24 protein-coding genes and 2 tRNA genes are annotated in these 23,052 nt (G+C 34.9%); 10 read left to right on the top strand and 16 right to left on the bottom strand.

The features are described from left to right. Nucleotides 1–53 precede the first annotated feature (53 nt). Nucleotides 54–1,286: an IS256 family transposase gene (locus ABIZ51_06580; GenBank protein MEO7088441.1), complete on the top strand. Its 1,233-nt coding sequence runs from the start codon at nt 54–56 to the stop codon at nt 1,284–1,286. A 309-nt stretch (nt 1,287–1,595) separates the two neighbouring features. Continuing rightward, nucleotides 1,596–1,668: transfer RNA gene (locus ABIZ51_06575), tRNA-Gln, on the top strand. A 258-nt stretch (nt 1,669–1,926) separates the two neighbouring features. Here ABIZ51_06575 and ABIZ51_06570 read toward each other — a convergent pair. The 9 genes from ABIZ51_06570 to ABIZ51_06530 form a co-directional block, all read right to left on the bottom strand. After that, on the bottom strand, nt 1,927–3,165 hold the full coding sequence (locus tag ABIZ51_06570) for a cation:proton antiporter (GenBank protein ID MEO7088440.1): 1,239 nt from the start codon (nt 3,163–3,165) through the stop codon (nt 1,927–1,929). A gap of 478 nt (nt 3,166–3,643) precedes the next feature. Continuing rightward, nucleotides 3,644–4,534 carry an ATP synthase F1 subunit gamma gene (atpG, locus tag ABIZ51_06565; GenBank protein MEO7088439.1) on the bottom strand — a complete coding sequence of 297 codons (891 nt, stop codon included), beginning with the start codon at nt 4,532–4,534 and terminating at the stop codon, nt 3,644–3,646. Between the two features lie 41 nt (nt 4,535–4,575). Then, on the bottom strand, nt 4,576–4,935 hold the full coding sequence (locus ABIZ51_06560; GenBank protein MEO7088438.1) for a four helix bundle protein: 360 nt from the start codon (nt 4,933–4,935) through the stop codon (nt 4,576–4,578). Between the two features lie 39 nt (nt 4,936–4,974). Then, a complete protein-coding gene (gene atpA / locus ABIZ51_06555) occupies nt 4,975–6,555 on the bottom strand; it encodes a F0F1 ATP synthase subunit alpha (GenBank protein MEO7088437.1) in 1,581 nt (526 codons plus the stop codon). A 55-nt stretch (nt 6,556–6,610) separates the two neighbouring features. Next, on the bottom strand, nt 6,611–7,159 hold the full coding sequence (gene atpH, locus ABIZ51_06550; protein ID MEO7088436.1) for an ATP synthase F1 subunit delta: 549 nt from the start codon (nt 7,157–7,159) through the stop codon (nt 6,611–6,613). A gap of 1 nt (nt 7,160) precedes the next feature. Beyond that, entirely contained in the window at nt 7,161–7,655 is a 495-nt protein-coding gene (locus ABIZ51_06545; protein ID MEO7088435.1) for a F0F1 ATP synthase subunit B, read from the bottom strand. Nucleotides 7,656–7,739: 84 nt separating this feature from the next. Continuing rightward, complete coding sequence (gene atpE / locus ABIZ51_06540; GenBank protein MEO7088434.1) at nt 7,740–7,994, bottom strand: ATP synthase F0 subunit C; 255 nt, start codon at nt 7,992–7,994, stop codon at nt 7,740–7,742. 37 nt (nt 7,995–8,031) lie between these two features. Next, nucleotides 8,032–9,171, bottom strand: a complete 1,140-nt coding sequence (gene atpB, locus ABIZ51_06535; protein MEO7088433.1) for a F0F1 ATP synthase subunit A — start codon at nt 9,169–9,171, stop codon at nt 8,032–8,034. Nucleotides 9,172–9,398: 227 nt separating this feature from the next. After that, nucleotides 9,399–9,785 carry a hypothetical protein gene (locus ABIZ51_06530; GenBank protein MEO7088432.1) on the bottom strand — a complete coding sequence of 129 codons (387 nt, stop codon included), beginning with the start codon at nt 9,783–9,785 and terminating at the stop codon, nt 9,399–9,401. Nucleotides 9,786–10,107: 322 nt separating this feature from the next. Here ABIZ51_06530 and ABIZ51_06525 point away from each other — a divergent pair, with 322 nt between their 5' ends. The 7 genes from ABIZ51_06525 to ABIZ51_06495 are packed head-to-tail and all read left to right on the top strand — an operon-like array spanning nt 10,108 to nt 15,885. Next, nucleotides 10,108–10,929, top strand: a complete 822-nt coding sequence (locus tag ABIZ51_06525) for a MotA/TolQ/ExbB proton channel family protein (protein MEO7088431.1) — start codon at nt 10,108–10,110, stop codon at nt 10,927–10,929. 41 nt (nt 10,930–10,970) lie between these two features. Then, entirely contained in the window at nt 10,971–11,609 is a 639-nt protein-coding gene (locus tag ABIZ51_06520; protein MEO7088430.1) for a biopolymer transporter ExbD, read from the top strand. 29 nt (nt 11,610–11,638) lie between these two features. Next, nucleotides 11,639–12,262 (top strand): biopolymer transporter ExbD, encoded by a 624-nt coding sequence (locus ABIZ51_06515; protein ID MEO7088429.1) that lies wholly within the window; start codon nt 11,639–11,641, stop codon nt 12,260–12,262. Nucleotides 12,263–12,264: 2 nt separating this feature from the next. Beyond that, nucleotides 12,265–13,092: a TonB family protein gene (locus ABIZ51_06510; GenBank protein ID MEO7088428.1), complete on the top strand. Its 828-nt coding sequence runs from the start codon at nt 12,265–12,267 to the stop codon at nt 13,090–13,092. A 53-nt stretch (nt 13,093–13,145) separates the two neighbouring features. Continuing rightward, complete coding sequence (locus tag ABIZ51_06505; GenBank protein MEO7088427.1) at nt 13,146–13,325, top strand: hypothetical protein; 180 nt, start codon at nt 13,146–13,148, stop codon at nt 13,323–13,325. A 24-nt stretch (nt 13,326–13,349) separates the two neighbouring features. Next, the gene (locus ABIZ51_06500) at nt 13,350–14,288 is read left to right on the top strand and encodes a substrate-binding domain-containing protein (GenBank protein ID MEO7088426.1); all 939 of its coding nucleotides are present in this window, start codon (nt 13,350–13,352) and stop codon (nt 14,286–14,288) included. 4 nt (nt 14,289–14,292) lie between these two features. Beyond that, nucleotides 14,293–15,885 carry a tetratricopeptide repeat protein gene (locus tag ABIZ51_06495; protein ID MEO7088425.1) on the top strand — a complete coding sequence of 531 codons (1,593 nt, stop codon included), beginning with the start codon at nt 14,293–14,295 and terminating at the stop codon, nt 15,883–15,885. Nucleotides 15,886–15,939: 54 nt separating this feature from the next. Here ABIZ51_06495 and ABIZ51_06490 read toward each other — a convergent pair whose 3' ends face one another. Genes ABIZ51_06490 through ABIZ51_06470 form a run of 5 tightly spaced genes read right to left on the bottom strand, consistent with a single transcriptional unit; the run spans nt 15,940 to nt 20,146 of the window. Next, nucleotides 15,940–17,199, bottom strand: coding sequence for a hemolysin family protein (locus tag ABIZ51_06490; GenBank protein ID MEO7088424.1), 1,260 nt, complete (start codon nt 17,197–17,199; stop codon nt 15,940–15,942). A gap of 3 nt (nt 17,200–17,202) precedes the next feature. Continuing rightward, entirely contained in the window at nt 17,203–17,421 is a 219-nt protein-coding gene (locus ABIZ51_06485) for a hypothetical protein (protein MEO7088423.1), read from the bottom strand. Continuing rightward, nucleotides 17,414–17,971, bottom strand: coding sequence for an LPS export ABC transporter periplasmic protein LptC (gene lptC / locus ABIZ51_06480; GenBank protein ID MEO7088422.1), 558 nt, complete (start codon nt 17,969–17,971; stop codon nt 17,414–17,416). Before lptC ends, ABIZ51_06485 begins: the two co-directional genes overlap by 8 nt. Before the next feature lie 26 nt (nt 17,972–17,997). Next, a complete protein-coding gene (locus ABIZ51_06475) occupies nt 17,998–19,413 on the bottom strand; it encodes a hypothetical protein (protein MEO7088421.1) in 1,416 nt (471 codons plus the stop codon). Then, complete coding sequence (locus ABIZ51_06470) at nt 19,400–20,146, bottom strand: type III pantothenate kinase (GenBank protein ID MEO7088420.1); 747 nt, start codon at nt 20,144–20,146, stop codon at nt 19,400–19,402. Before ABIZ51_06470 ends, ABIZ51_06475 begins: the two co-directional genes overlap by 14 nt. Nucleotides 20,147–20,236: 90 nt before the next feature. Here ABIZ51_06470 and ABIZ51_06465 point away from each other — a divergent pair. Further along, nucleotides 20,237–20,309 (top strand) — tRNA-Phe (locus ABIZ51_06465). A 117-nt stretch (nt 20,310–20,426) separates the two neighbouring features. Here ABIZ51_06465 and ABIZ51_06460 read toward each other — a convergent pair. Together ABIZ51_06460 and ABIZ51_06455 are read right to left on the bottom strand one after the other, a co-directional pair. Then, nucleotides 20,427–21,482: a response regulator gene (locus ABIZ51_06460; GenBank protein MEO7088419.1), complete on the bottom strand. Its 1,056-nt coding sequence runs from the start codon at nt 21,480–21,482 to the stop codon at nt 20,427–20,429. 6 nt (nt 21,483–21,488) lie between these two features. Beyond that, a complete protein-coding gene (locus ABIZ51_06455; protein MEO7088418.1) occupies nt 21,489–23,033 on the bottom strand; it encodes a PAS domain S-box protein in 1,545 nt (514 codons plus the stop codon). Nucleotides 23,034–23,052 lie beyond the last annotated feature (19 nt).

The raw sequence follows: 23,052 nt of genomic DNA, 5'->3' as shown, positions 1-23,052 counted from the left end.
GAGGGTGTAAAATAAAGTGTGTCAATTAAATTAAAAGATTTAAATTGACCAATATGAAAGCAGAAAAATTCGATTTTGAAGCCTTTAAAAAAGAGGCGCTTCGTAAACTTCGGAATAAAGAACCAGGAGTAACGGCAGAAAATTTATTTAAGCCATTATTTAAAAAATTTATTGAAGAAGCTCTTGAAGCTGAGATTGACGAGCATTTGGAAGAAGGAGGACGAGAGCAAGGTAATCGTAAAAATGGTAAAAGTACCAAAACAGTTAAAAGTACAAATGGCTCTTTTGAACTATCGACTCCACGAGATCGTTCTGGTACATTTGAACCAAAACTTGTTGGCAAACGCCAAACATTAATTAGCGAAGAAATAGAAGATAAAGTTTTACGACTTTATAGTAAAGGATTAAGTGTTCGGGATATTACAGAACATATCGAAGAAATGTATGGCTTTACATTATCAGCTACAACGATGAGTAATATTACAGACCGTGTAATACCATTGATACAAGAGTGGCAACAGAGAGCTTTAGAAAACACTTATTGTATCGTATGGTTTGATGCTATGTTTTATAAAGTAAGAGAAGAAGGAAGGGTTATTACAAAAGCGTTATATAATATCATTGGAGTAAACACCAGTGGAGTAAAAGAGTTGTTAGGTATTTATATGGCAGATAGTGAAGGCTCAAAGTTTTGGATGCAAGTGATGGAAGATTTAAAACGAAGAGGATTAAAAGATATACTAATTGCATGTATTGATAATCTAAAGGGCTTTGCAGATGCCATAGAGTTAGTGTTTCCTCAAACACAAGTTCAATGTTGCATAGTTCATCAAATAAGAAATTCGTTGAAATATCTTTCTTATAAAGACAGCAGAGCTTTTATGGCGGATTTAAAAACTGTTTATCAAGCCTCGACTTTAGAAATTGCAGAAAAAAACCTTGATGCTATAGAAGAAAAATGGAACAAAAAATATTCAGTAGCTATCCAAAGTTGGCGTAATAACTGGCATCGGCTATCCACCTATTTTGATTATCCAGATGCTATCAGAAAAATGATGTATACTACAAATATTATTGAAGCTTTTCATCGGCAAGTAAGAAAAGTAACTAAAACTAAAGGAGCATTTACATCCGATATAGCATTGCTTAAACTTGTTTACTTAGCAACAACACGAATTGTAGAAAAATGGTCTAAAGGAATTATTGGTTGGCCAATCATAGCATCGCAACTACATATTATTTTTCAAGAAAGATTTATTTGCCAATCAACTCATCTATCACGATAATATGGACGCGTTTTCTTTGGCATATTTCTCTGAAATAAATAATAAAAAAAACGTTACCTTTACAGCAACGCTCTTTATTCTATTATTTCATCGATTGGCTATATCCCTAGTAGGTTGCTCGCCAGCAGAGCCATGTTATGTTTCTAACCAATCATCAAATATAAAAAAACAATCTGACACACTTTGTTTTACATTCCCCTATTTTGTTCCTTTTCACTTTTAATGCTGTTTTAATGCTTTTGACATCCATATTAAATTTGGCTGATAAAATTTTATTTCTAATTTTGCAGCCTCTTTTCAAAAAAAGATTGTCCGATGGTGTAACTGGCAACACATTTGATTTTGATTCAAAAGAGTCCAGGTTCGAGCCCTGGTCGGACAACTTCAACAAAAATCCTTGTAAATAAATTATTTACAAGGATTTTTTTATTGAAAAAATGTTTCCGAAAAAAAGGTGTTTGAAAAATTAATTTTTTGAAAGCATATTTTACGCATCCAAAAACGTCTTCGAAAAAATAATTTTCCAATTCTGCTTTTCTCCTTTTCTTTCTTTTGTCTTGAAACAAAGGAAAGAAATAAAGAAAAATTCAAGGCTTTGATTTCTTATTTCATTTTAGCTTCCTGAAAGATATTTGAAAAATTAATTTTCATAATCTAATTTGGTTGAAGCGGAAGCATCGTCACTATTAATTCTTAAAATATCATCTTCGGAACTTCCGCTGAAAATTAAACCAAACATCATAATTATGTTAGTGCCTATAATTACCCAAGACAAAATGGCTTTATTAAATGGGATTATTCCATAATGATCAATAATTTGTTGAAATAAAAGTATGGTAACTAAACCTCTGGGAGCAATCAACATTTGAGGAAAAATGGTACTTTTTATAAATACTTTTAAATTTAGTGCTCTCGCAAGATAAATTACCACCATTACCAATATCGAGATAATAATTATTTTTTGGTTTAGCAATCCTTCTAAATTCATTGTCAATCCAAAAACTACGAAAAAGAAAGTTCTAATTAAAAAGGAAGTTTCGTTGGTAATCATCACAAATTCGTTTCTTATTTCTGTTACCTTTTCGTGATTAATTATTTTTTTCAGAAAACCTTTAAAAAACGCATGTGTATTGTTTAGTATTAATCCGAAAATTAAAATAATCAGTAAAGCGGAGTAGTGGAAATATTCTCCGATGGAAAGCAGAAGAGCCAAAATGGCAAGGAACAAAAAGAATTTTACGGAGGTTTTAATTTTATGAAAAACAAATACTAATAAATAACTGAGTAGTATCGAAACAGTAATAGAAATAAAAATATTCCATGATATTGCTTGAACATACGTTTGACCCGCATTTGGTTCTTTAATCCAGAAAGAAAAAAGCATAATACCAAAAATATCAGACAGAGTTGCTTCCAAAACCATGAATTCCTTTTTTGCAGGAATTAATGTATGAACACTCGGAATAACAATTGCGCTGCTTACCACAGAAAGCGGAATGGCATATAAAAAGGAGTTGATCAAATTTACGGGTTGAGAATAATAAATAATGCAAGCAATTAACGAGTTGGTTATTGCCAAAATAAGCACGGAAGTAGCAAATGCAGCCAAAATGGTGCGTATTTTATTTCGGTGGATTTTAATGTCTAAAGCTCCTTCTAAAACAAGCATCATTAAACCAATAATGCCTAATAAACTGAGGATTGTACTTGAGTCGGGTACGGTAATTCCGAAGTATTTTAAACCAAATTGTAAGGCGATTCCGGTACCAATTAAAAACAGTACAGATGGAATTTTAGTGGATTTAGAAATTTGCGTAAAAAGGTAAGAAAATACAATCAACAAGCTTGATAATATAATTATTACATAAGGATCTTTCATAGAATGCTTTTATTTAAAAAATACAATATGCTATTTTACTTTATTGAAATAAAAATGAAAGATAGAGTTATTCCGCATCAAAAAGGGTCTTCCAAAAAATAATTTTTCAATTCTGCTTTTCTCTTTTTCTTTCTTTCAAGTCAAAAGAACGTAAGAAAATAACCTAAATAATCAATTCATCATAAGACACGTTTACCTAAACCATAGGCACGTTTAGCTCATCGTATGACACGTTCACCTGAACCATAGGCACGTTTAGTTTTTTGGTGTTGTAAGCACAGCTTACAAGAAACTCGGACACTAAGCCCTGCCACACAAGTATCGCGACAGCTTAGTGCCTATGAGGATATTCATTATTTTATTTTTTTATAAACCAAAGGTGCGATTTTTTATGCGCTCGAAAAAATAATTTTTCAAACGTGTTTTTCACTCAGAATAATAAATTCTGAATTTTGCATTCTCAATTCTTAATTGGAGATTAACCTTTTAGTGCTTCTGCTCCGCCAACAATTTCGAGGATTTCGTTGGTAATGGCAGCCTGACGAGCTTTGTTATAACTCAATTTGAGGTTACGCAAAATATCTTTTGCATTGTCGGTTGCCTTGTGCATCGCCGTCATACGCGCTCCGTGTTCCGAAGCATGTGAATCTAAAATGGCTTTGTAAAATTGAGTTTTTAATGAGCGCGGAATTAAATCTTTCACAATAAATTCTTTATCCGGTTCAAAAATATAATCAATGGTATGTCCTTTTTTTCCGCCCGAAGTATGTGCCACAGTGGGAATTACTGGCAAGAATTGTTCGGTAACGGTTTGTTGCACAGCCGCATTTTTAAACTGATTGTAAATCACTTCTACCTTGTCAAATTCGGAAGATAGAAAAGCATTCATCACACTTTCCGCAATTGGCGCGATGTGATCAAAACTTACGTGATCAAAAATAGCAGCAATTTCTTTCGCCAATCCTCCATCGAAAATAGGAATGTCTGTTTTTTTGAAGAAGTCATTCGCTTTTTTCCCAACACACAATACACTTACCTTTTGATTTTTATATTCGTTGTTCGCCAAACGTTGTGCTCTCTTGTTAACGTTAGTATTAAAGGCTCCGCACAATCCGCGATTGGATGTAACAACGATTAAAAGTACTTTTTTTACGTCTCTTTTTTTAGAAAAAGAACTATCAGAACTTCCTAAACTGGAACTTAAATTTTCTAAAATTTCGCGTAATTTATCTGCATACGGACGCATTTGCACAATGGCATCTTGTGCTCTTCTCAACTTAGCGGCAGACACCATTTTCATGGCGCTGGTAATTTGCTGCGTAGATGAAACCGAGGTTATCCGGTTACGTACTTCTTTTAAATTTGCCATCTCTATATTTAATTAAGAATGCAGAGTTAAGAATTCAGAATTCAAAAAGGCTGCTTTAAATTTTTTTTGCTACTATTAATAATTGCCACTAAAAGACTTATAATTTCGTTTAATTCTATTTTTAATTTACTGTCTATTTTAAAAATCTTTTTTTCAATTAACTCCAACCAATATTGTGTTTCGTCCGCCTCTTTTAATGCAATACCCAATTTATTTATAAAATCCGCCTTACTTACGGCTCGTTGAGATTCTCTTACATTAGCTCCAATTGATGTTCCGCTTCTTGCAACTTGTTTCGCAAGTACATACTGTTTTTGTTCCATTAATCTCGAATTTAAGTCTAAAATGTTTCCAGCAAATTCAAATGTTTTATCTACAATTGGATTGCTCGTTTTAGTCATTTTACCTAAATTCTGAATACTGCATTCTTAATTCTTAATTTATTTTTTATATTTCGCTGTTAAATCTTTCGCAACTGATTCAAGCGTTTTTGTTACTTCGTCTGTTAATTTTCCAGCTTTTAAATCGTTCAATACATTTTTGTGTTTTACTTCCAAGAAATTCACAAACTCTGCTTCAAATTCGCGCACTTTATTTACAGGCACATCTCTCAATAAACCTTTTGTTCCGCAAAATAAAATCGCTACTTGTTTTTCTACCGTTACCGGAGAAAATTGTCCTTGTTTAAGGATTTCCACGTTTCTCGATCCTTTGTCCAATACCGATTTTGTAGCGGCATCTAAATCAGAACCGAATTTAGCAAACGCTTCCAATTCGCGGTATTGCGCTTGATCTAATTTTAATGTTCCCGCAATTTTTTTCATGGATTTAATTTGTGCATTTCCTCCTACGCGAGATACGGAAATACCCACGTTAATAGCAGGGCGCACACCAGAGTTGAATAAATTCGATTCCAAAAATATTTGTCCGTCAGTAATAGAAATTACGTTAGTCGGAATGTATGCAGAAACGTCTCCAGCTTGTGTTTCGATGATTGGCAATGCTGTTAATGAACCGCCACCTTTTACAATTCCTTTCAAAGAATCTGGTAAATCGTTCATGTTTTTAGCGATTTCGTCAGAGGCATTTATTTTTGCCGCTCTTTCTAACAATCTGCTGTGCAAATAAAATACATCTCCAGGATATGCTTCGCGTCCCGGCGGTCTTCTCAATAATAAAGAAACTTCGCGATACGCAACAGCTTGTTTCGATAAATCATCGTACACAATTAATGCTGGGCGACCAGAATCTCTAAAAAATTCTCCGATAGATGCACCTGCGAAAGGAGCATAAAACTGCATTGCAGCAGGATCAGAAGCCGTTGCAGAAACAATTACGGTATAAGGCATTGCTCCGTTTTCTTCTAATGTTCTTAAAATATTTGCAACTGTCGAACCTTTTTGTCCGATGGCTACATAAATACAATAAACAGGATTTCCTGCTTCGTAAAATTCTTTTTGGTTGATGATGGTATCAATCGCAACGGCTGTTTTTCCTGTTTGACGATCACCAATAATCAATTCGCGTTGTCCTCTTCCAATCGGAATCATTGCGTCAATCGCTTTGATACCAGTTTGAAGTGGCTCATTTACTGGCTGACGATAAATTACTCCGGGAGCTTTTCTTTCGAGCGGCATTTCGTATAAAGTTCCGCCAATAGCGCCTTTTCCGTCAATTGCGTTTCCGAGTGTATCTACAACGCGGCCCAACATTCCTTCGCCTACGCGGATAGAAGCAATTTTTCCAGTACGTTTTGCAACATCTCCTTCTTTCAACTCGTTGGTAGATCCCAATAAAACCACACCTACGTTGTCTTCTTCCAAGTTGAGAACGATGCCTTTTAAGCCGTTTTCAAATTCCACCAACTCTCCAGATTCTACTTTTGAAAGTCCGTAAATACGAGCAATTCCATCACCCACTTGTAAAATCGTTCCCACTTCTTCCAATTCCGCTTCGGATTTGAAACCGGCTAATTGTTGTCTTAATATTGCAGATACTTCTGCTGGTTTAACTTCTGCCATTGTGCTATTTATTAAAAATTACAAATCGTTTTTATGCGTTCGAAAAATTATTTTTTTACTGCAATGAATTTTCTTTAAATGTTCTGTTCAATTTTTTTAATTGACGTAGAATGCTTGTGTCTACTTGCTTATCGCCGATGCGTAAAATAAACCCGCCAATTAAATCTGGATTTACTTTTTCAATTAATTCTACTTCGGAAGCACTTCCTTTTTTCACTATTTCAATCACTTCTTTCCTCAAATTGGCATCTAATCCTACGGAAGAAGTAACTACCGCTGTAATTATTTTTTTGTATTTTTTATATTGATTGATGAATTCTTCCGCAATATTTTCCATCGCGTTTTCTCTTTTTTTAGTTACGATGAGTAGTAAAAAATCGAGAGAAAGCGCATTTATTTTAGAAGAAAAAATTTCTTTCAACACACTTACTTTTTTCTCGGTTTTAATAATCGGACTTTGCAGAAAAAGCGAAAAATCTTTGTTGCTGTGGCATATACTAAGCAGGGAAGTCATATCGGCAAACACAACTTCTATCAAGCTTTTTTCAAGTGCTTGATCCAACAATGCTTTGGCGTAACGTACAGCGACTCTGGTTTGATTCATATTAATTCAAATTAACATCTTGAAGCATATTTTTTATCAATGCTTTTTGTTTTTCGTCGGATGACAATTCGGTTTTGATAATTTTCTCGGCAATTTCCATCGATAACATCGCTACTTGATTTTTCAACTCAGCAATGGCAGCCATTTTTTCGTTGTTGATATTTTCGCGCGCAGAAGCAATCATTTTATCTCCTTCTTTTACGGCTTTCATTTTTGCTTCAGCAATAATGGATTCTTTTACTTCGCGCGCTTCTTTTAATAATTGATCGCGTTCCAAACGTGCTTGTTGTAGTATTTTTTCGTTACTCGCTTGCAAAGAAGCCATTTCTTGTTTGGCTTTTTCGGCAGAACTTAACGCGTTTTCAATAAACGTTTCGCGTTCTTTAATCATGGTCAAAATTGGTTTCCACGCGAATTTTTTCAATAAAAAAACTACGATTAGAAACGAAAGTAACATCCAAAAGATGAGACCGAATGCGGGTTGTACTAATTCCATTTGTTTTGTTTTTTGGTTCCTAAAAAATTTTAATTAAAACCTGCTTTCAACCAACCGTTGAAAGCAGGTTTTTTCGATCGCTTGTTATTTTAAAATAACGAGCAAACTCATTACAATCGCGAAGAAAGCAACACCTTCAACAAGTGCTGCCGTCAAAATCATATTGGTACGAATGTCGTTGATAGCTTCCGGCTGACGGGCAATTGCCTGAACAGCGTCTCCACCGATACGACCGATACCAACACCTGCTCCAAGTGCAGCAAATCCTGCTCCAAGTGCAGCGATACCGTAACCAATTCCGATTCCCGGGATTGCGTCTAATAAAATTGATGACATCATAAAATTTAATTATTAAGGGTTAAACAAAAATTCTTTTTTAGGCAATTACTTTTTCCATTTCGTAAAATTCTTCTTCGTGGTGATGATCTTCTTGCAATGCCATTCCGATATACATCGCAGTAAGCAAGGCGAACACGTAGGCTTGAATAAAGCCTTCCAATAAATCTAAAAACGACATGAAAACGGTAAATAAAATAGAAACAACCGAAACGCCATAACCAGCACCCGTACTGTGATACAGATTTGCGAAAATAAATATCAAACAGAAAAACGACATCGCCACAATGTGTCCCGCTAAAATATTTGCGAAAAGTCGAATCATCAATACAAAAGGTTTTAGGAAAATACCAACGATTTCAATTGGCGTTAAAATAATTAATACCCAAACCGGAACACCCGGCATCGCAAAAATATGATGCCAATAATGTTTTTTACTGCTGGCAAGTGTGATAATAAGCGTTAAAATTGCCAAGGTAAAAGTAATGGCAATGTTTCCGGTAAGGTTGGCTCCGCCCGGAAAAACAGGAATCATTCCGATCAAATTATTTATCCAGATGAAAAAGAAAACGGTTAAGATGTAAGGTAAATATTTTTCGTGTTTTTTTTCTCCGATCGCTGTTTTAGCAATATCGTCACGCACAAAAATAACCAATGGCTCGATGAAGGATTGTAAGCCTTTCGGCGCTTTCCCTTTATTTCTGACATACGAGTTGGCGACTGAAATAAACACCCACAAAATTAAAAAGAGACTGATAAAAAGTGCCACTACATTTTTGGTAACCGAAATATCGAAAAGTTTATTTGTAGCAGCAGCATCAAAGGTTCCTGCATCATTTATAACTACAATTTTAGAACCTTCTAGTTTGTAATTTTGTTTGCCTTTGTAAATTTTGCCTTCGCCCAATTTGCTCGATAGAAAAATATCCAAACCTGCAGGACTGTACAAAATTACAGGAAGCGGAATCGCGATGTCACCAGCAATGTGCCATTCGTGATTGTCTTTTACGTGTCCCATAATAAATTCGGACGCGTTAAATGCGGGCTTTTCAGGACTTGCTTTTGCGATAGAATCCTTTGCTGAAACAGCAGCGAAAGATGTATTTGCGTTCGCAAATACAAGCGTTACCGCGATAATCGCAATACATAAATGCTTAAAAGAGTTGATTTTAGATGCCATTAACGTGTTTTTTTTTCGTATCGTTTTTAAAATCGGCTGCGAAGTTAAGTATTTCGATGAAAATACGAAATTTTTGACGTTCTTTTTTTCATCTTTCGATGAATAAAGAAAATTGCCGCTCAAAAATTATTTTTTTGAAGCTGTTAATTTACTTTCCTTTTTTTGTCTTGAAAAAAGAAAGGAAATTCTTTTTAAAAAATGGATTAATTGCGCCTCTTGATATTTGTTTAAGCCACTTCTCTGGGATTTGTAAATAAAATAAATCCGAATAAAACAGCAAAAGTGGAATAAGCAACAGTTGCGATTAAAATATATTTTGAAGTGGGATTATCCATTGTTGCTTTTACGAGCGCAAGTGCTGCCACCATAAAATGTAAAAAATTTCCCATACAAAGTGGTTTGGAATAAATACCTCCGATTAATATTTTTTTTGCCATCCAATTTATTAAAGCAAAACCGAGATACAAGGCACCTGTAATTTGTAATAATAGAGTCAGTAATTCGGTTGGAGTTTGTCCCGCCGATTCTAAAATTTCTTTTGGAAAAAACGAAGCTGCAAGTCCAAGGAGCCCCATAAAACACACACTCGAAATCATTACATATTTTGTGTTCATTTTAATTATTTTTAATTTTCGCGAAAGCACGATTTTAATTATTGGGGCGCAAAATTAAAAGAATAGTTGAGCTCTTTTTAAATCAAAAACACGAAAGGAAAGAAATGCGCAAAAAATGCACTCGAAAAATTATTTTTTCGAGTGCATTTTTTGATCCCTAAAAAAACTTATCAAAAAAATAATTTTTTGAATTAAAATTATTTTACTACGTTTGAAGCCCTGTTTGAAAAATTTCTTTTCGACAGGAAACAATAAAATGAGTAAATAGTAGTTATCAACCGTAAAACACAATTAAAAAATTAACTTTAAACATTAAAAGAATATGAGTAACGACAATTCATCAGCCAGAAACAGAAGCGCCCTTTTTGTAACCATTGTTATTCCAATAACGTTTGTGGTTGCTCTTTTAATTTACAATTTTGTGTTGGGAAGTGGTTCCAACTTTCAAGGAGGAGATCATAACAATGCTCCCTTGCCCGGTAATTATTTGGCAATTATTTACTCCGGAGGTCCTATCGTTCCTGTTTTGATGACGATTGACTTATTAGTTATCATTTTCTCGATTGAGCGTTACATTACCATTGGCAAATCAAAAGGAAATAACCGTTTGGAGCCATTTGTAAGAAAAGTAAAAGAATTGCTTTCTGCTGGCGACATTGATGCTGCTATTGCAGAATGTGATGTACAACAAGGTTCTGTAGCAAACATTATCCGTTCCGGTTTACATAAATACAAACAAGTTGAACACGAACACGGCATGGAAAAAGAAGGTAAATTAGCAGCTATCCAAAAAGAATTGGAAGAAGCTACTTCTTTAGAATTACCTATGCTTTCTAAAAATTTAGTAATTATTTCTACGTGTGCTTCCATCGCTACACTTGTTGGTTTGATTGGTACAGTAATTGGGATGATTAAAGCGTTTGCGGCACTTGCACAAGCAGGCGCTCCTGATGCAGTTGCATTGGCAAGCGGTATTTCTGAGGCGCTTATCAATACAGCTTTAGGTATTACAGGTTCGGCAATTGCGATTGTGATGTACAATTACTTCACCACTAAAATTGATGCACTTACTTATGGTATTGACGAAGCTGGATTTAGCATTGTGCAAACATTTTCAGCGATGCACAAACAAAGTTCAAAATAAAAATTTCGGTACGCATAAATTCATAAATAAATTATTCGGATATGCCTAAAATAAAAGTACCGAGGTCAAGCCCTTCGCTAGATATGACTCCTATGGTGGATTTGGCGTTCTTGCTGGTAACTTTCTTCATGCTTACTACTAAATTTCGTCCGGACGAGCCGGTGGTAGTAGATATGCCTTCTTCCGTTTCAGAAACTAAACTTCCTACTAATATTATGACTGTTACAGTAGACAGTGCAGGAAGAGTTTTTTATGATATCGACGGACAAGATGTGCGTAAAAACTTATTGCAGAAAATGGGTGATAAATATAAAGTTTCATTTACACCCACAGAAATTGAACGGTTTGCCGTTATGACCACTTTTGGAATGCCCATTGCTCAGTTGAAAGGTTATATTGATGAATCGGAAGATAAACGCAAAACATTTAACAGTCAAACCAAAGGAATTCCAACCGACTCGTTGAAAAACGAATTAGCCGATTGGATTAATTTTGGTCGTTATGCCGCCGCAGATGATTATCAAGCGAAAAAACAAGCAGGAAAACCTGTAAAAGACTTACGGTTCGCTATTAAAGGCGACGGGCAAGCCAATTACAAAATTGTGAAAAAAGTAATCGATATTTTTCAAGATGAGAAAGTAAACCGATTTAATTTGGTTACCAATCTTAAAAAGCAATAAATTAATTAATACAACGTTATTATACATAAATGGCTGAAGTAAACACAGGCGATTCCGGTGGCGGTAAAAAAGGGAAACACGAAAAAAAACGCGCCAAAAAATCTTCCACGAAGATTGACATGACACCTATGGTGGATTTGGCGTTTTTACTTTTAACCTTTTTTATGCTTACTACCACGTTCAGTAAACCACAAACGATGGAGCTGACGATGCCTATAAAAGATAAAAATGTCGATTCTACGAAAATCAAGAATTCCTTGGCATTGACAGTAATATTAAGTGATCACAACAAAATTTATTATTACGGAGGAGAATTTAAAGACACTACTAAACTACAATTAACCGATTATTCAAAAGATGGCATCCGTAAAATTTTGTTAGCGAAAAATAAATTTGTGTTAGACAGTATTTCCATTATCACTAAAGAACACGATAATAAGACAATCAGCGATGCTCAATTCGAAAAATACAAAGCAAAAGCTCAAGGTTCGAGAGATGCATTGTTTGTGTTGGTAAAACCGGATTCGCTTGCTAAATACGGAAATGTGGTAGATATGTTGGATGAATTGAGTATTTGCAATGTTGGTAAATATGCTTTAGTGAGTCTCTTTCCACAAGAAAAAGATAAAGTAAAAATTTTTAAAAAGAACTAATCATGGAGGAAAAAAACGGCTTGTTTATTTCCGATTGGAACAACGTACTTTCTGATGGCAGAAACGAAATTGTTTTTGAGAAGAGAAACAAAGAATACGGAGCGTATGTGATTAGACGCGAATACAGTCGCACGGTAGTGATGGCTTTATTGATTGCAATTGCCGCAATCGTTTTATTGGTAGGCATTCCTATGATTGTTAGATTGATTGAAGGCGCGAATTTTAATACAAATGACAAACCAGTAACAGTAAGTGTAGTTTTACAAGCACCGCCACCAGTAGACCCTAACAAGCCAATTCCACCGCCACCACCACCGCCACCGCCGGTGATGAAAACGATACAATTTACGCCACCTGTTGTAAAGCCGGATGATAAGGTAATAGATCCTCCTCCTACGCAACAACAATTGCAGGTAACGCAAGCTGGTAATAAAACTCAAGATGGGAAAGACACTAATTTGCTTGCTCCGATAAATACTGGAGCTGGAGTGGCTCCTCCAACAGTGCAAAAACCGTTTATCATTGTGCAACAAATGCCCGTTTTCCCGGGTGGACAAGACAAACTTTTCCAATATTTGCAAAATAATACCAATTATCCGCAAATGGAAAAGGAGGCAGGAGTGCAAGGAACTGTTTATGTTTCGTTTGTGATTGGTGCTGATGGAAGAGTGCAAGATGTAAAAGTGCTCAGAGGAATTCCTAACGGACCTGGTTGTAACAAAGAAGCATTGCGTGTAGTACAAGCAATGCCCGCTTGGACACCAGGAAAACAAGATGGAAGAACAGTTCCAGTTCAATACAGTTTACCAATTAAGTTTATTTTAAGATAAACGTGTTCGGACAGAAATTGCTGGATAAAACGCCATTCATTTTTGGCATTTTCATGATAGCATTTTACTTTGCTTTTGCTTCACTATTGATTTTCGACAGCAATTTGTTTTATTGGGTTTCGAGAGCCAACCTTCACTTGCTCTCGATAATTGTTGTTGCCTACGCCATTTTTAAAGCATACCGACTTTACAGAAAATTTTACGATAACCGCAATTACGGAAACGAAGAGTAAAACTTATTTTTTTACATTTGCAAAATGCCCCTTCGAAAAATTATTTTTTTGAATTGTTTTTTCCTCTTCCTCCTTTTTTTATGGGGATGTAATGAAAAGAATAGTCCCACGGATACACTAACTTCGGGACACATTACAATTAGTGTGGACGATTCCTATTCAAATATTATGGATGGAGAAATTCAGGTTTTTCAATCCTTGTATCCATACGCAAAAATAAAAGCAAATTATGAATCGGAAGGCAATGTGGTGAAAGATTTGATAAATGATTCCGCTCGTTTAGTAGTAATGAACAGAGAATTAGTGCCTGCCGAAAAAAAATATTTTGACGATTTGCATTTGTTCCCAAAAACAACTGAAATTGCAGAAGACGCTTTGGCAATTATCGTCAATAATGACAGTCCGGATACTTTGATGACTGTGAATGAATTGAAAAAAATATTTTCGGGAGCAGATAGTACCTGGCAACAATTAAATAAAAAATCTGACGGAAAAATAACCGTTGTGTTTGATCACGACAATTCTGGAAACGCACGTTATATCCACGAAAAAATTGCCAACAACAAAGCATTCCCAAAAAATTGTTTCGCGCTAAAATCGAATCCGGAAGTAATAGATTACGTAAAAAAAACATCTGGAGGCATTGGTATTATTGGCGTAAACTGGATTACTGGAAACGATAGTAATGCTATTAATTTTAGGAAAGATGTAAAAATAGTTGCCCTTTCTACTTTAGAAAATCCGCAACCAGACGATTACAAACAACCGTATCAAGCATATATCAAATTAGGAACTTATCCGTTGTGTCGTAAGGTCTATATTATAAGCAGAGAAGCCCGTTGGGGACTTGGCACAGGTTTTGCCTCATTTGTAGCCGGAGAAAAAGGGCAGCGCATCATTCTTAAATCTGGACTTGTGCCAGCCATTGCACCCACACGAATAGTTGAAATAAATACCAATTAATTTTATGAAAAGGACATCCCAAAAAATCACATTAACAGCAATTGTTGTACTTGCAACAACTTTATTTTCCTTCTCGCAAACGCTCAACGATGCGATACGTCTTACCGAAAATGAACAATTTAATAAAGCCACTGCTGCTTTCAGACAATTGTTGCAACAAAATCCAAAAAACGGAGATTTTTATTTTTACTTTGGAGAAAATTATTTTCAAAATAAAAATTTGGATTCTGCTCGAATCATGTACCAAAAAGGTGCGGATCTTGTACCGGAAAATCCTTTGAATTACGTGGGATTGGGAAAAATACAATGGTACGCCAACGATGCAAAAGATGCACAAGCCAACTTTTATAAAGCGCTTACTATTTGTAAATCAAAAAATGCAGTAGTGTTGATGAAAATCGCGGAAGCGTACACCAATGCTGACACTAAAGATTTGCCACAAGCGATGAAATTACTCACGCAAGCGCAAGCCCTTACTCCATATGATCCGAATGTTTATTTGCTTACAGGAGATGTTTATTTGGCGCAAGCAGATGGCAGTAACGCTGTTACAAATTATGAAAAAGCAACCAGTTTGGATAAAAAATCAGTACAAGGAATTTTACGTTTAGGGCAACTTTACGGACGTGCTCAAAATTATAATTTATCGTTTGATTATTTTAAACAAGCCAGTGCCATTGATTCTTCTTTTGCGCCTGCTTACCGCGAGAAAGCGGAACTTTTAGCACAATCCGGGCAGTTTGATAAAGCCTTGCAACAATATCAAAAATTCTTGGCCATCAACAATGATTTATCCGCCAGAGAGCGTTACGCATCGTTTCTTTTTCTCAGTAAAAAATATCCGGAAACTGTTTCTGAAATTAACGGAATTTTGCAAAAAGATACTTCCAATGTTTACATGTATCGCCTTATCGGATATTCGCAATACGAAACAAAGGATTACGCAAACGGTTTGAAAAACATGAATAAATTTTTCGCGAAAGCAAAAAATACAGACATCAAAATTATTTCTTCGGATTATGCCTACGAAGGAAAATTATTGTCGCAAACTGGTCAAGATTCATTGTCTGTATTACAGTTAAAACAAGCATTAAAGCTGGATTCCTCACAAGGTGATTTATACGGACAATTGGGTGAAATTTATTACCGTCAGAAAAAATATCCAGAATGTGAACAAGCTTATCAGAAAAAAATTTCCCTCGGACAAGCCAATGCAAACGATTACAATGCGCTCGGAATTGCTTGCTATCAAAACAAAGATTATGTAAAATGTGATTCTGCATTTGCCCAAATTACGCGTGTTATTCCAAATTGGCCACCCGCTTATATGTGGCGCGCACGCGCCAATGCGCAGTTAGATCCGGATTCGAAAGGTGGTCGTGCGAAACCATTTTACGAACAATATATTTTAAAAGCAGAACCAGATTCTTTGAAAAATAAAAACGGTTTGATTGAAGCTTACGGCTATTTAGGTTATTATTATGCGCTCGCAAAAGATTCGGAAAACGCTAAAGTATATTGGGGGAAAGTGCGTGATTTAGATCCAACTAATATTCAGCAAAAAGCTTTTTTCAAAAGTTTAGAGCGAAAAAAATAATTTTTTGATACTGATTTTAGGTCTTCGAAAAATTAATTTTTCGAAGACCTTTTTTTATACTTTTTTTGGATTGATTTTTAATCGCGCTACGTCAATTCGCGAATCGGTAACGGCAATTATTTTAAACGTAAATTCATTCGCCGTAATCTCATCGTTTATCCGCGGAATACTTTCATAATAGTGAATGATAAGTCCCGCAAGGGTTTCGTAATCTTCCGCAACAGGTAAATTCAATTTATATTTCTGATTGAGATAATCAATTTCATGCCGTCCGGAAAATAAATATTCATTCTCGGAAATTTTTTTTTCGACTTTATCTTCTTTGTCGTGCTCGTCTTCAATCTCTCCAAAAATTTCTTCCATCACATCTTCCATCGTAATAATTCCAGAAGTTCCGCCAAATTCATCCACAACCAAGGCAATACTTTTATGTTGCTGAATAAAAATAGTTAGTGCTTCGCTCGCCGATTTCGATTCAGGAAAAATAGGAACGGGCAATATAATGGAAGAAATTTTTTCTGGATTCCGGAAAAGCTCGAAGGAATGCACGTATCCGATGATATTGTCCACACTTCCTTCAAAAATTAATATTTTAGAAAGCCGCGTTTGCAGAAATTTTTCTTTGATTTTTTCGATGGATTCATTCACGCTAATCGCCACCATTTCGGTACGCGGCACCATACATTCGCGCACTTTTACTTCGGATAAATCAAGCACATTTTTCACGATTTGAAGTTCATTGTCCATCGGCGCTTTTCCATCATTACTTACCGTAATATCTTCCAAAAAATTATCTAAATCTACGCGTCCAAAAATTATTTTTTCAGACGAAGATTCTACTCGGAAAATATTTTTCAAAATACTTTCCGACAACTTGGTTATCAGGTAAACAAAGGGATACAAAGCAAAATAAACAATACCGACAGGAACTGCAAAAATTTTTATAATACGATTTGGATTGGCACGAAAAATATTTTTTGGAAGATATTCCGCAGCAATTAAAATCAACAACGTAGAAAAAATTATTTGCACCATAAAAACACCAATATTCGAATGGATGTATTGACGGATAATCGGCTCATTTGCTTTTTGCATAAAAAATGCAAAAATTACTAAGGACGCACTATTCCCAAATAACATCGTGGCAATATATTGCGATGGATGTTTATTAAAATACGAAAAAAAATTTGCGGAAAGGCTTCCACGCTTGCGATCCAACTCGATACGAAATTTATTGGAAGTGATAAATGCAATCTCCATTCCTGAGAAAAATGCAGATGCAATAAGAGCTCCAATGATAATTAGACTGTTCAAATTTTATTTTTCTTTCGGTTTATCGTGTTCAGAAATATGGCTTGCTAATTTTTTACGTTGCCATTTTTTCATGAAAAACATGCAGCAGGAAATCATGACAATCGCAAAAAGAAATTTTGCATCGCTCGTATCTTTTGTCCAAACAGCGTAAACAAAAAAGCCGAATGCCATGATGGCAACGCCCAGCCACATCGCTTGCATTAATCGAAATGCTCTATTCATTGTCGTTTAAATTGATGGTTCCTTTGATATTTTTTATTTTATACTGCGAGAAATTTTGGTTGGATTCGAGTCCGTCGCCAAAAATAACTTCGTTGGCAGTAGTAATTTTCACAAAATCATTTGTATAAATAAGTTGTTTTTGTTGATCCCAAATCAAATGTTCCGTATTTAATTTTTCTCCTTTTTGATTGATGAGAACGACATCGTTTTTCGCTTCCATTTTACCAAGATTTTCATAACGAATAGCGTAATTCGCGGTAAGCTGAGAAGCGACTTTTCCAGAGTCATTGTAAAACGTTACTTTCACACCTTTCGGGCATTCTGTATATGGATTTTTTCCTTGAAAACGATTCATTTCTGGACTTAATAATTTGACTTTTAATTTGGCAGAATCAGTATATAAAATTTCGATGTTTTTACCTGTTTGCAAAGGTAAATTTATTTGAGAGGTAATAATATTTACCGTAGCAATATTATTTTCGCAAGCAGAAAAAAGAAGGATTAAAATACAGAGCGCGAAAAAATATTTTTTGAAACCGATTTTATACATTTCACAGAAAACCATGAAGCGTAAAATTAATCAAATTTCGGCTTGATAAACCATTTGTCGTCAAAGGTAAATCCGAGGGTTAGTTTGTAATAATTTTCTTTTAATAAATTATTGTTTGTTGTCCCTAATTGTCCATATTCGAAACCAATATTCAGCATGGAAAAGGAATAATTTACGCGGTGTGGACCAATTGGGAAACCAAGCCCAAGGCTGAAAGAATAATCGTTAAGAGGAGTATTCCCAATATCTAAAAACGTTTTTGAATATCGAATGCCCGCTCGGTAATTAACATGTTGCCAAAAAGTATTCGGCAAATCGGTCATTGCATTCGGTACGTATTGTGCACCTAAGGAGGCGCGCATACTGTTTGTTAAAACGCCTGTTTCTCCGAGCGAATTAAATGCCGACCAATTTTGTACTGCGTAATCTGCGCCAACCAACCAACGCTCGCCTTTTTTAATTGTAATTCCATAACCTAAACTTAAAGGAATGGTAATGGGAGAGTTGGCATCATTGATGTATTTTGCGGTATCTATGGCGATTTTTGAACCATTGGAATTCACATAATCTCGTGCTAACAAAGTGTTTGTAGCACTTAGAGCGGTAGAAGGGCCAAAGGTAAATCCGAAAACAACTTTCACTCTTTCTTGTAATAACCTCTTGTGATAACGCTTCATTTCCGTGTGAAGTGTATCGGGTTTTAAAATTTTTGTGCGTTGTGGGACGGAGCGAATCACCCACTCGTATTGCATTCCAAAATCACAATAAATCGATCCAATTGTTGTTACGTTTAAAATATCTGTATTGAAATAATTGGATTGCGAAGGATCATTAAATTCCACGGTTCGCTCGTTGGTAATATTTCCAAACATATACGAAGCATTTAGTCCAACCGACAAATGCTTTATAGGCATAAATGAGCTTCCAATATAGAAACGATTGATACCTCCAGAACCATTGTATTGATAACTAACTGGTCCAATACTGTCAATCGTACTTTGATTGCCAGCATGATATCCTACACTGCTGTATGGAACTAATCCAAAACTGGCTCCCCACCATTTTGTTACAGGAAATGCGAAAGCGAGATAGGCAAGTGATGTGTAATTGTTTAGCTGACTTTGAGAACTTGTAGTAAAATTAACTGTATTACTTCTTAACCCAACTTCAAAAGTGGTCATTTTATTAGAAGTGTAAGAAGAAGGATTGGCAATGTTGATGAAAAAAGGATTTAAAGTATCGTTTCTCATACCTACAGTTAATCCGCCCATACCGGCACTTTGCACAAAGCCAGTGGATTGCAAATCACCTATTCCATAACGAGAATAAGGGGAACCTGTAGCTATTTGCGAAACAGCTATTTTTGCGAAACAGGTAAAAAAAACGAGGACTAAAAAAGAAATGTTGTTATAATAAAAGGAAATCTCCTTATTTTTTTTCAATGTTCTGCGTGTTAAAATTATGATTCAAAATAATGTTTAAGCCCTTTTGCACCAAAAAAGGGTCTGCAAAGATGCTGTTTTTTAATTGTTTCGCAAAAAAATCACCATCTCCGCCTGTTAATATTGTTTTTAAATTTGGATATTGCTCCTTATATTGATGAATAATGCCTTCTACTTCTGCCAATATCCCATTTTGAACACCCGATAAAATAGAAGATGTTGTATCTGTCCCCACTAATGGCGGAATATTTTTTTCAAAATCCTGCAACGGAAGTTTAGCCGTAAAATTGTGTAAAGCATTAAAACGCATTTGCAATCCGGGCGAAATACCTCCGCCAAGGAATTCGTTTTGGGCGTTCACAAAATTATATTTCAAACAAGTACCGGCATCAATCACCAACAAATTGGTATTCGGAAAAATAAAATTTCCTCCAACTGCTGCGGCTAAACGGTCGCTGCCAAGTGTATGAGCGGTTTTGTATTTATTTACGAGCGGAACAGGCGTTGTGGCAGAAAAAATAACGAGCGTTGTTTTTTGTTTTATTATTTCGATTAGATTCTCTGGATATTGTGCCACAGAAGAAATTAAGGCATATTCTATTTTTGTATCCGTAAACCAAGTAGCATTTATTAATTCGTCCACGGAAGTGACCAAAAAAAAATTTTTCACCTCGTTATTTTGGAAAAAAGCCACCTTAATCCGAGTGTTTCCGATGTCAATCACTAATTGCATGCTGCGAATGTACAAAATAAGAAAAAACGCTTCGCGGAAATATTTTTTTGTAAAAGAAAATATTAATTACATTTGCGCTCCATTTACGGAGGTGCCCTAGCTCAGTCGGTAGAGCAAAGGACTGAAAATCCTTGTGTCACTGGTTCGATTCCAGTGGGCACCACTTCGAGGGAAGAATGCTTTTTTAGCAATTCTTCCCTTTTTTGTTTCTTATTAGAATCAATGTTAAATGTATTATTAAGCGAACGAAATACTTTTCGTTTTAACTGTACAAAAAAGATTAAGAAATCTTTTTTACCTTTTCCAATCCATTCATATCAAGTATTTTTATTTCTCTTCCTTCTGTTTCTATAATTTTTTCACTTTTAAAATCAGATAAGGTACGGATTAATGATTCTGTAGAAGTACCAACCATATTTGCCAAATCCTCTCTCGAAACTAAAATATGTTTATTGTCCTCTATATGTTTTTTTTGTATTTGGATTAGTGCATTTGCAACACGGTTTCGAACAGAATTATAGGCTAATCCTAATAAGCGTTCTTCATTTTCAGCAATATTATTGGCAAGTATTTTAATAAACCTAGCTGCCACTTCTCGATTTGCATAAATAAGGGTCATAAAATCATCTTGCGGAATGAGTGCAATTTCTGAATTTTCAAGTGCAGTTGCGTAATCACCATATTCGACTCCTTCAAGCGTTGCAATATAGCCAAAGAAGTCTCCCTGCTCATAAATCCCGGTAATTAATTCTTTCCCATTTTGATTCATTTTACACGTTTTAATTTTACCCTTATTTACATAATAAACATTATTCGGAAGATCTCCTTCATGATAAATCATTTCTTTGTTTTTGTAGCTCCGCATTTTATAATCTGAAGTATTAATTTTAGGTAGAAAATTTTTTTTTGCTTCATCTACAAATTCTGAAAACCCAGTAAAATTAGAAGCATAGTTTTTCTTAAATAAATCACTTCGCTTCAAACGCACTTCAATTGTATCGAGTAATTCGGTTTTATCGAAAGGCTTGGTGAGGTAATCATCAGCACCTAAATTCATTCCTTTTCTGACTTCGCTTTTATCTGCTTTAGCGGTTAGAAAGACAAATGGAATACTACTCATTCTAATGTCTTTACTTAAAATATGAAGTACGCCATAGCCATCTAAATCAGGCATCATAATATCACATAAAATAAGATCGGGAATTTCCTCTTTTGCCATATCCACACCAATTTTTCCATTTTCCGCACTCAGTACCTTGTAGTTTGCTAACTCTAATATTTCTGCGATGTTTTCTCGCATCTCAACGTTGTCTTCGATAAGTAAAATTTTTTTCATAAAATGTTATTTTTTTATTTTTATAATTAGCTTGAATGTAGTTCCTTCTCCTTCTTTGCTTGAAAAAGAAATTTCGCCCTTCATTAAATCAACGTATCTTTTTACAATATTTAAACCCAAACCTGTTCCCTGAATATTCGTAACATTTTTGGCTCTAAAAAAACGTTCAAATATTTTTTCTTGTTCCACTTCAGGGATTCCAATGCCTTGATCTGTTATCATAATAATTAAATTATTTCTTTCAATATTACTTGTGAGTTTAATTGTTGATTCTTCAGGAGAATACTTACTAGCATTTGACAATAAATTTATAACAATGTTTCTCAACATTTGTCCGTCCAAAAAAACATCAACAACTTCAGATGTATGGCTATAATTTATTTTTTGTCCGCTTTTTAATGTCGTTTGAATTTCTTCTGTCAATTCAATTAAAAATTGCTTAATATTAAATTCAATTGATTGAGGCTGTATTTTACCTAATTCCAATTTATCTAATGAAAGAAAATCGTTAAGAATATTTGTCAAATTACCAACCGAAGATTTTATTCTTTTCAGATGTTTATCTGTCTTATTTTTTATGGTCTCGAAATTAAATTTTTCAGGCTCCAAATAGGCTTCGATAAGCGCAGTTGATGAAAGTATGGTACTCAAAGGAGTCCGAAATTCGTGCGAAGCCATCGAAACAAAACGTGATTTAAGTTGATTTAATTCTTGCTCCTTTATCAATGCGGTTTTAACATCTTCCTCGGCTGTTTTTTGAGCAGTAATATTTTGCTCGACTAATAAAATTTGCTCAATTTTTCCTTCCGAATTATTTAAAGCAACTGCATTCATAGAGTAAAAACGCCCTTTAAATTGAATCTCGAATGTAGCATTTTTGCCGGCAAATACTTCCAATAATTTAGTTTTTATTTCCTCTCGTATTTCTTCCGAAACTCGATCTAAATAACTTGTTCCAACTAATTTTTCACTAGTAACCCCGTATTTAAAAAGCTCCATTCCTTCCACAAAAACGTAATTTAATTTTCTGTCAAAAACATTAATCGTCCCTGCCGGAAAATTTCTTGCAATAACTTGATACAATTGCTGACTCTCTTTAAGTTCCTTCGTACGACTGTTTACTTTATTTTCAAGTTCTTCGTTTAATTTGCGAACAGATTCTTCTACTTTTCGCCTTTCAGAAATATCAGTTACTAAACTCATAATAAACATCTCTCCACCACTTTCGAAATAATTTAAACTTACTTCTATCGGCAATTGCTTTCCATCTTTGCGAATTCCTCTCAAATCCATTCCCATTCCCATCGAACGTCTTCTGGGAGCTTCGTTATAATCTTTCCTGTGTTTTACATGTGCTTTTCGATCACTTTCTGGAAGCAAAATTTCCAATGGCTGACCAACAAGTTCACTCTCTTCATAGCCAAACATTTCACAAGCTCGCACATTCATCAGTTGAATAATCCCTTTTGTATTGACCACAAACAAAGCTTCTCCTGCCGATTCAAATAATAATTTATATACTTGATCCAATTCTTTTCCGGAATTCTTCATAAAATATTCTTTTTGAATT

It is taken from the genome of Bacteroidia bacterium (assembly GCA_039924845.1).
In the GTDB taxonomy this organism is placed as follows: domain Bacteria; phylum Bacteroidota; class Bacteroidia; order DATLTG01; family DATLTG01; genus DATLTG01.
The sequence above is the reverse complement of the archived record's forward strand: the minus strand, read 5'-3'. Positions and strand labels throughout refer to the sequence as shown.

Excerpts from the sequence above, each read along its gene's own strand:
- ABIZ51_06580 (MEO7088441.1), top strand. The coding sequence starts at position 54 with ATGAAAGCAGAAAAATTCGATTTTGAAGCCTTTAAAAAAGAGGCGCTT.
- ABIZ51_06570 (MEO7088440.1), bottom strand. The coding sequence starts at position 3,165 with ATGAAAGATCCTTATGTAATAATTATATTATCAAGCTTGTTGATTGTA.
- atpG (MEO7088439.1), bottom strand. The coding sequence starts at position 4,534 with ATGGCAAATTTAAAAGAAGTACGTAACCGGATAACCTCGGTTTCATCT.
- ABIZ51_06560 (MEO7088438.1), bottom strand. The coding sequence starts at position 4,935 with ATGACTAAAACGAGCAATCCAATTGTAGATAAAACATTTGAATTTGCT.
- atpA (MEO7088437.1), bottom strand. The coding sequence starts at position 6,555 with ATGGCAGAAGTTAAACCAGCAGAAGTATCTGCAATATTAAGACAACAA.
- atpH (MEO7088436.1), bottom strand. The coding sequence starts at position 7,159 with ATGAATCAAACCAGAGTCGCTGTACGTTACGCCAAAGCATTGTTGGAT.
- ABIZ51_06545 (MEO7088435.1), bottom strand. The coding sequence starts at position 7,655 with ATGGAATTAGTACAACCCGCATTCGGTCTCATCTTTTGGATGTTACTT.
- atpE (MEO7088434.1), bottom strand. The coding sequence starts at position 7,994 with ATGATGTCATCAATTTTATTAGACGCAATCCCGGGAATCGGAATTGGT.
- atpB (MEO7088433.1), bottom strand. The coding sequence starts at position 9,171 with ATGGCATCTAAAATCAACTCTTTTAAGCATTTATGTATTGCGATTATC.
- ABIZ51_06530 (MEO7088432.1), bottom strand. The coding sequence starts at position 9,785 with ATGAACACAAAATATGTAATGATTTCGAGTGTGTGTTTTATGGGGCTC.
- ABIZ51_06525 (MEO7088431.1), top strand. The coding sequence starts at position 10,108 with ATGAGTAACGACAATTCATCAGCCAGAAACAGAAGCGCCCTTTTTGTA.
- ABIZ51_06520 (MEO7088430.1), top strand. The coding sequence starts at position 10,971 with ATGCCTAAAATAAAAGTACCGAGGTCAAGCCCTTCGCTAGATATGACT.
- ABIZ51_06515 (MEO7088429.1), top strand. The coding sequence starts at position 11,639 with ATGGCTGAAGTAAACACAGGCGATTCCGGTGGCGGTAAAAAAGGGAAA.
- ABIZ51_06510 (MEO7088428.1), top strand. The coding sequence starts at position 12,265 with ATGGAGGAAAAAAACGGCTTGTTTATTTCCGATTGGAACAACGTACTT.
- ABIZ51_06505 (MEO7088427.1), top strand. The coding sequence starts at position 13,146 with ATGATAGCATTTTACTTTGCTTTTGCTTCACTATTGATTTTCGACAGC.
- ABIZ51_06500 (MEO7088426.1), top strand. The coding sequence starts at position 13,350 with ATGCCCCTTCGAAAAATTATTTTTTTGAATTGTTTTTTCCTCTTCCTC.
- ABIZ51_06495 (MEO7088425.1), top strand. The coding sequence starts at position 14,293 with ATGAAAAGGACATCCCAAAAAATCACATTAACAGCAATTGTTGTACTT.
- ABIZ51_06485 (MEO7088423.1), bottom strand. The coding sequence starts at position 17,421 with ATGAATAGAGCATTTCGATTAATGCAAGCGATGTGGCTGGGCGTTGCC.
- lptC (MEO7088422.1), bottom strand. The coding sequence starts at position 17,971 with ATGTATAAAATCGGTTTCAAAAAATATTTTTTCGCGCTCTGTATTTTA.
- ABIZ51_06470 (MEO7088420.1), bottom strand. The coding sequence starts at position 20,146 with ATGCAATTAGTGATTGACATCGGAAACACTCGGATTAAGGTGGCTTTT.
- ABIZ51_06460 (MEO7088419.1), bottom strand. The coding sequence starts at position 21,482 with ATGAAAAAAATTTTACTTATCGAAGACAACGTTGAGATGCGAGAAAAC.
- ABIZ51_06455 (MEO7088418.1), bottom strand. The coding sequence starts at position 23,033 with ATGAAGAATTCCGGAAAAGAATTGGATCAAGTATATAAATTATTATTT.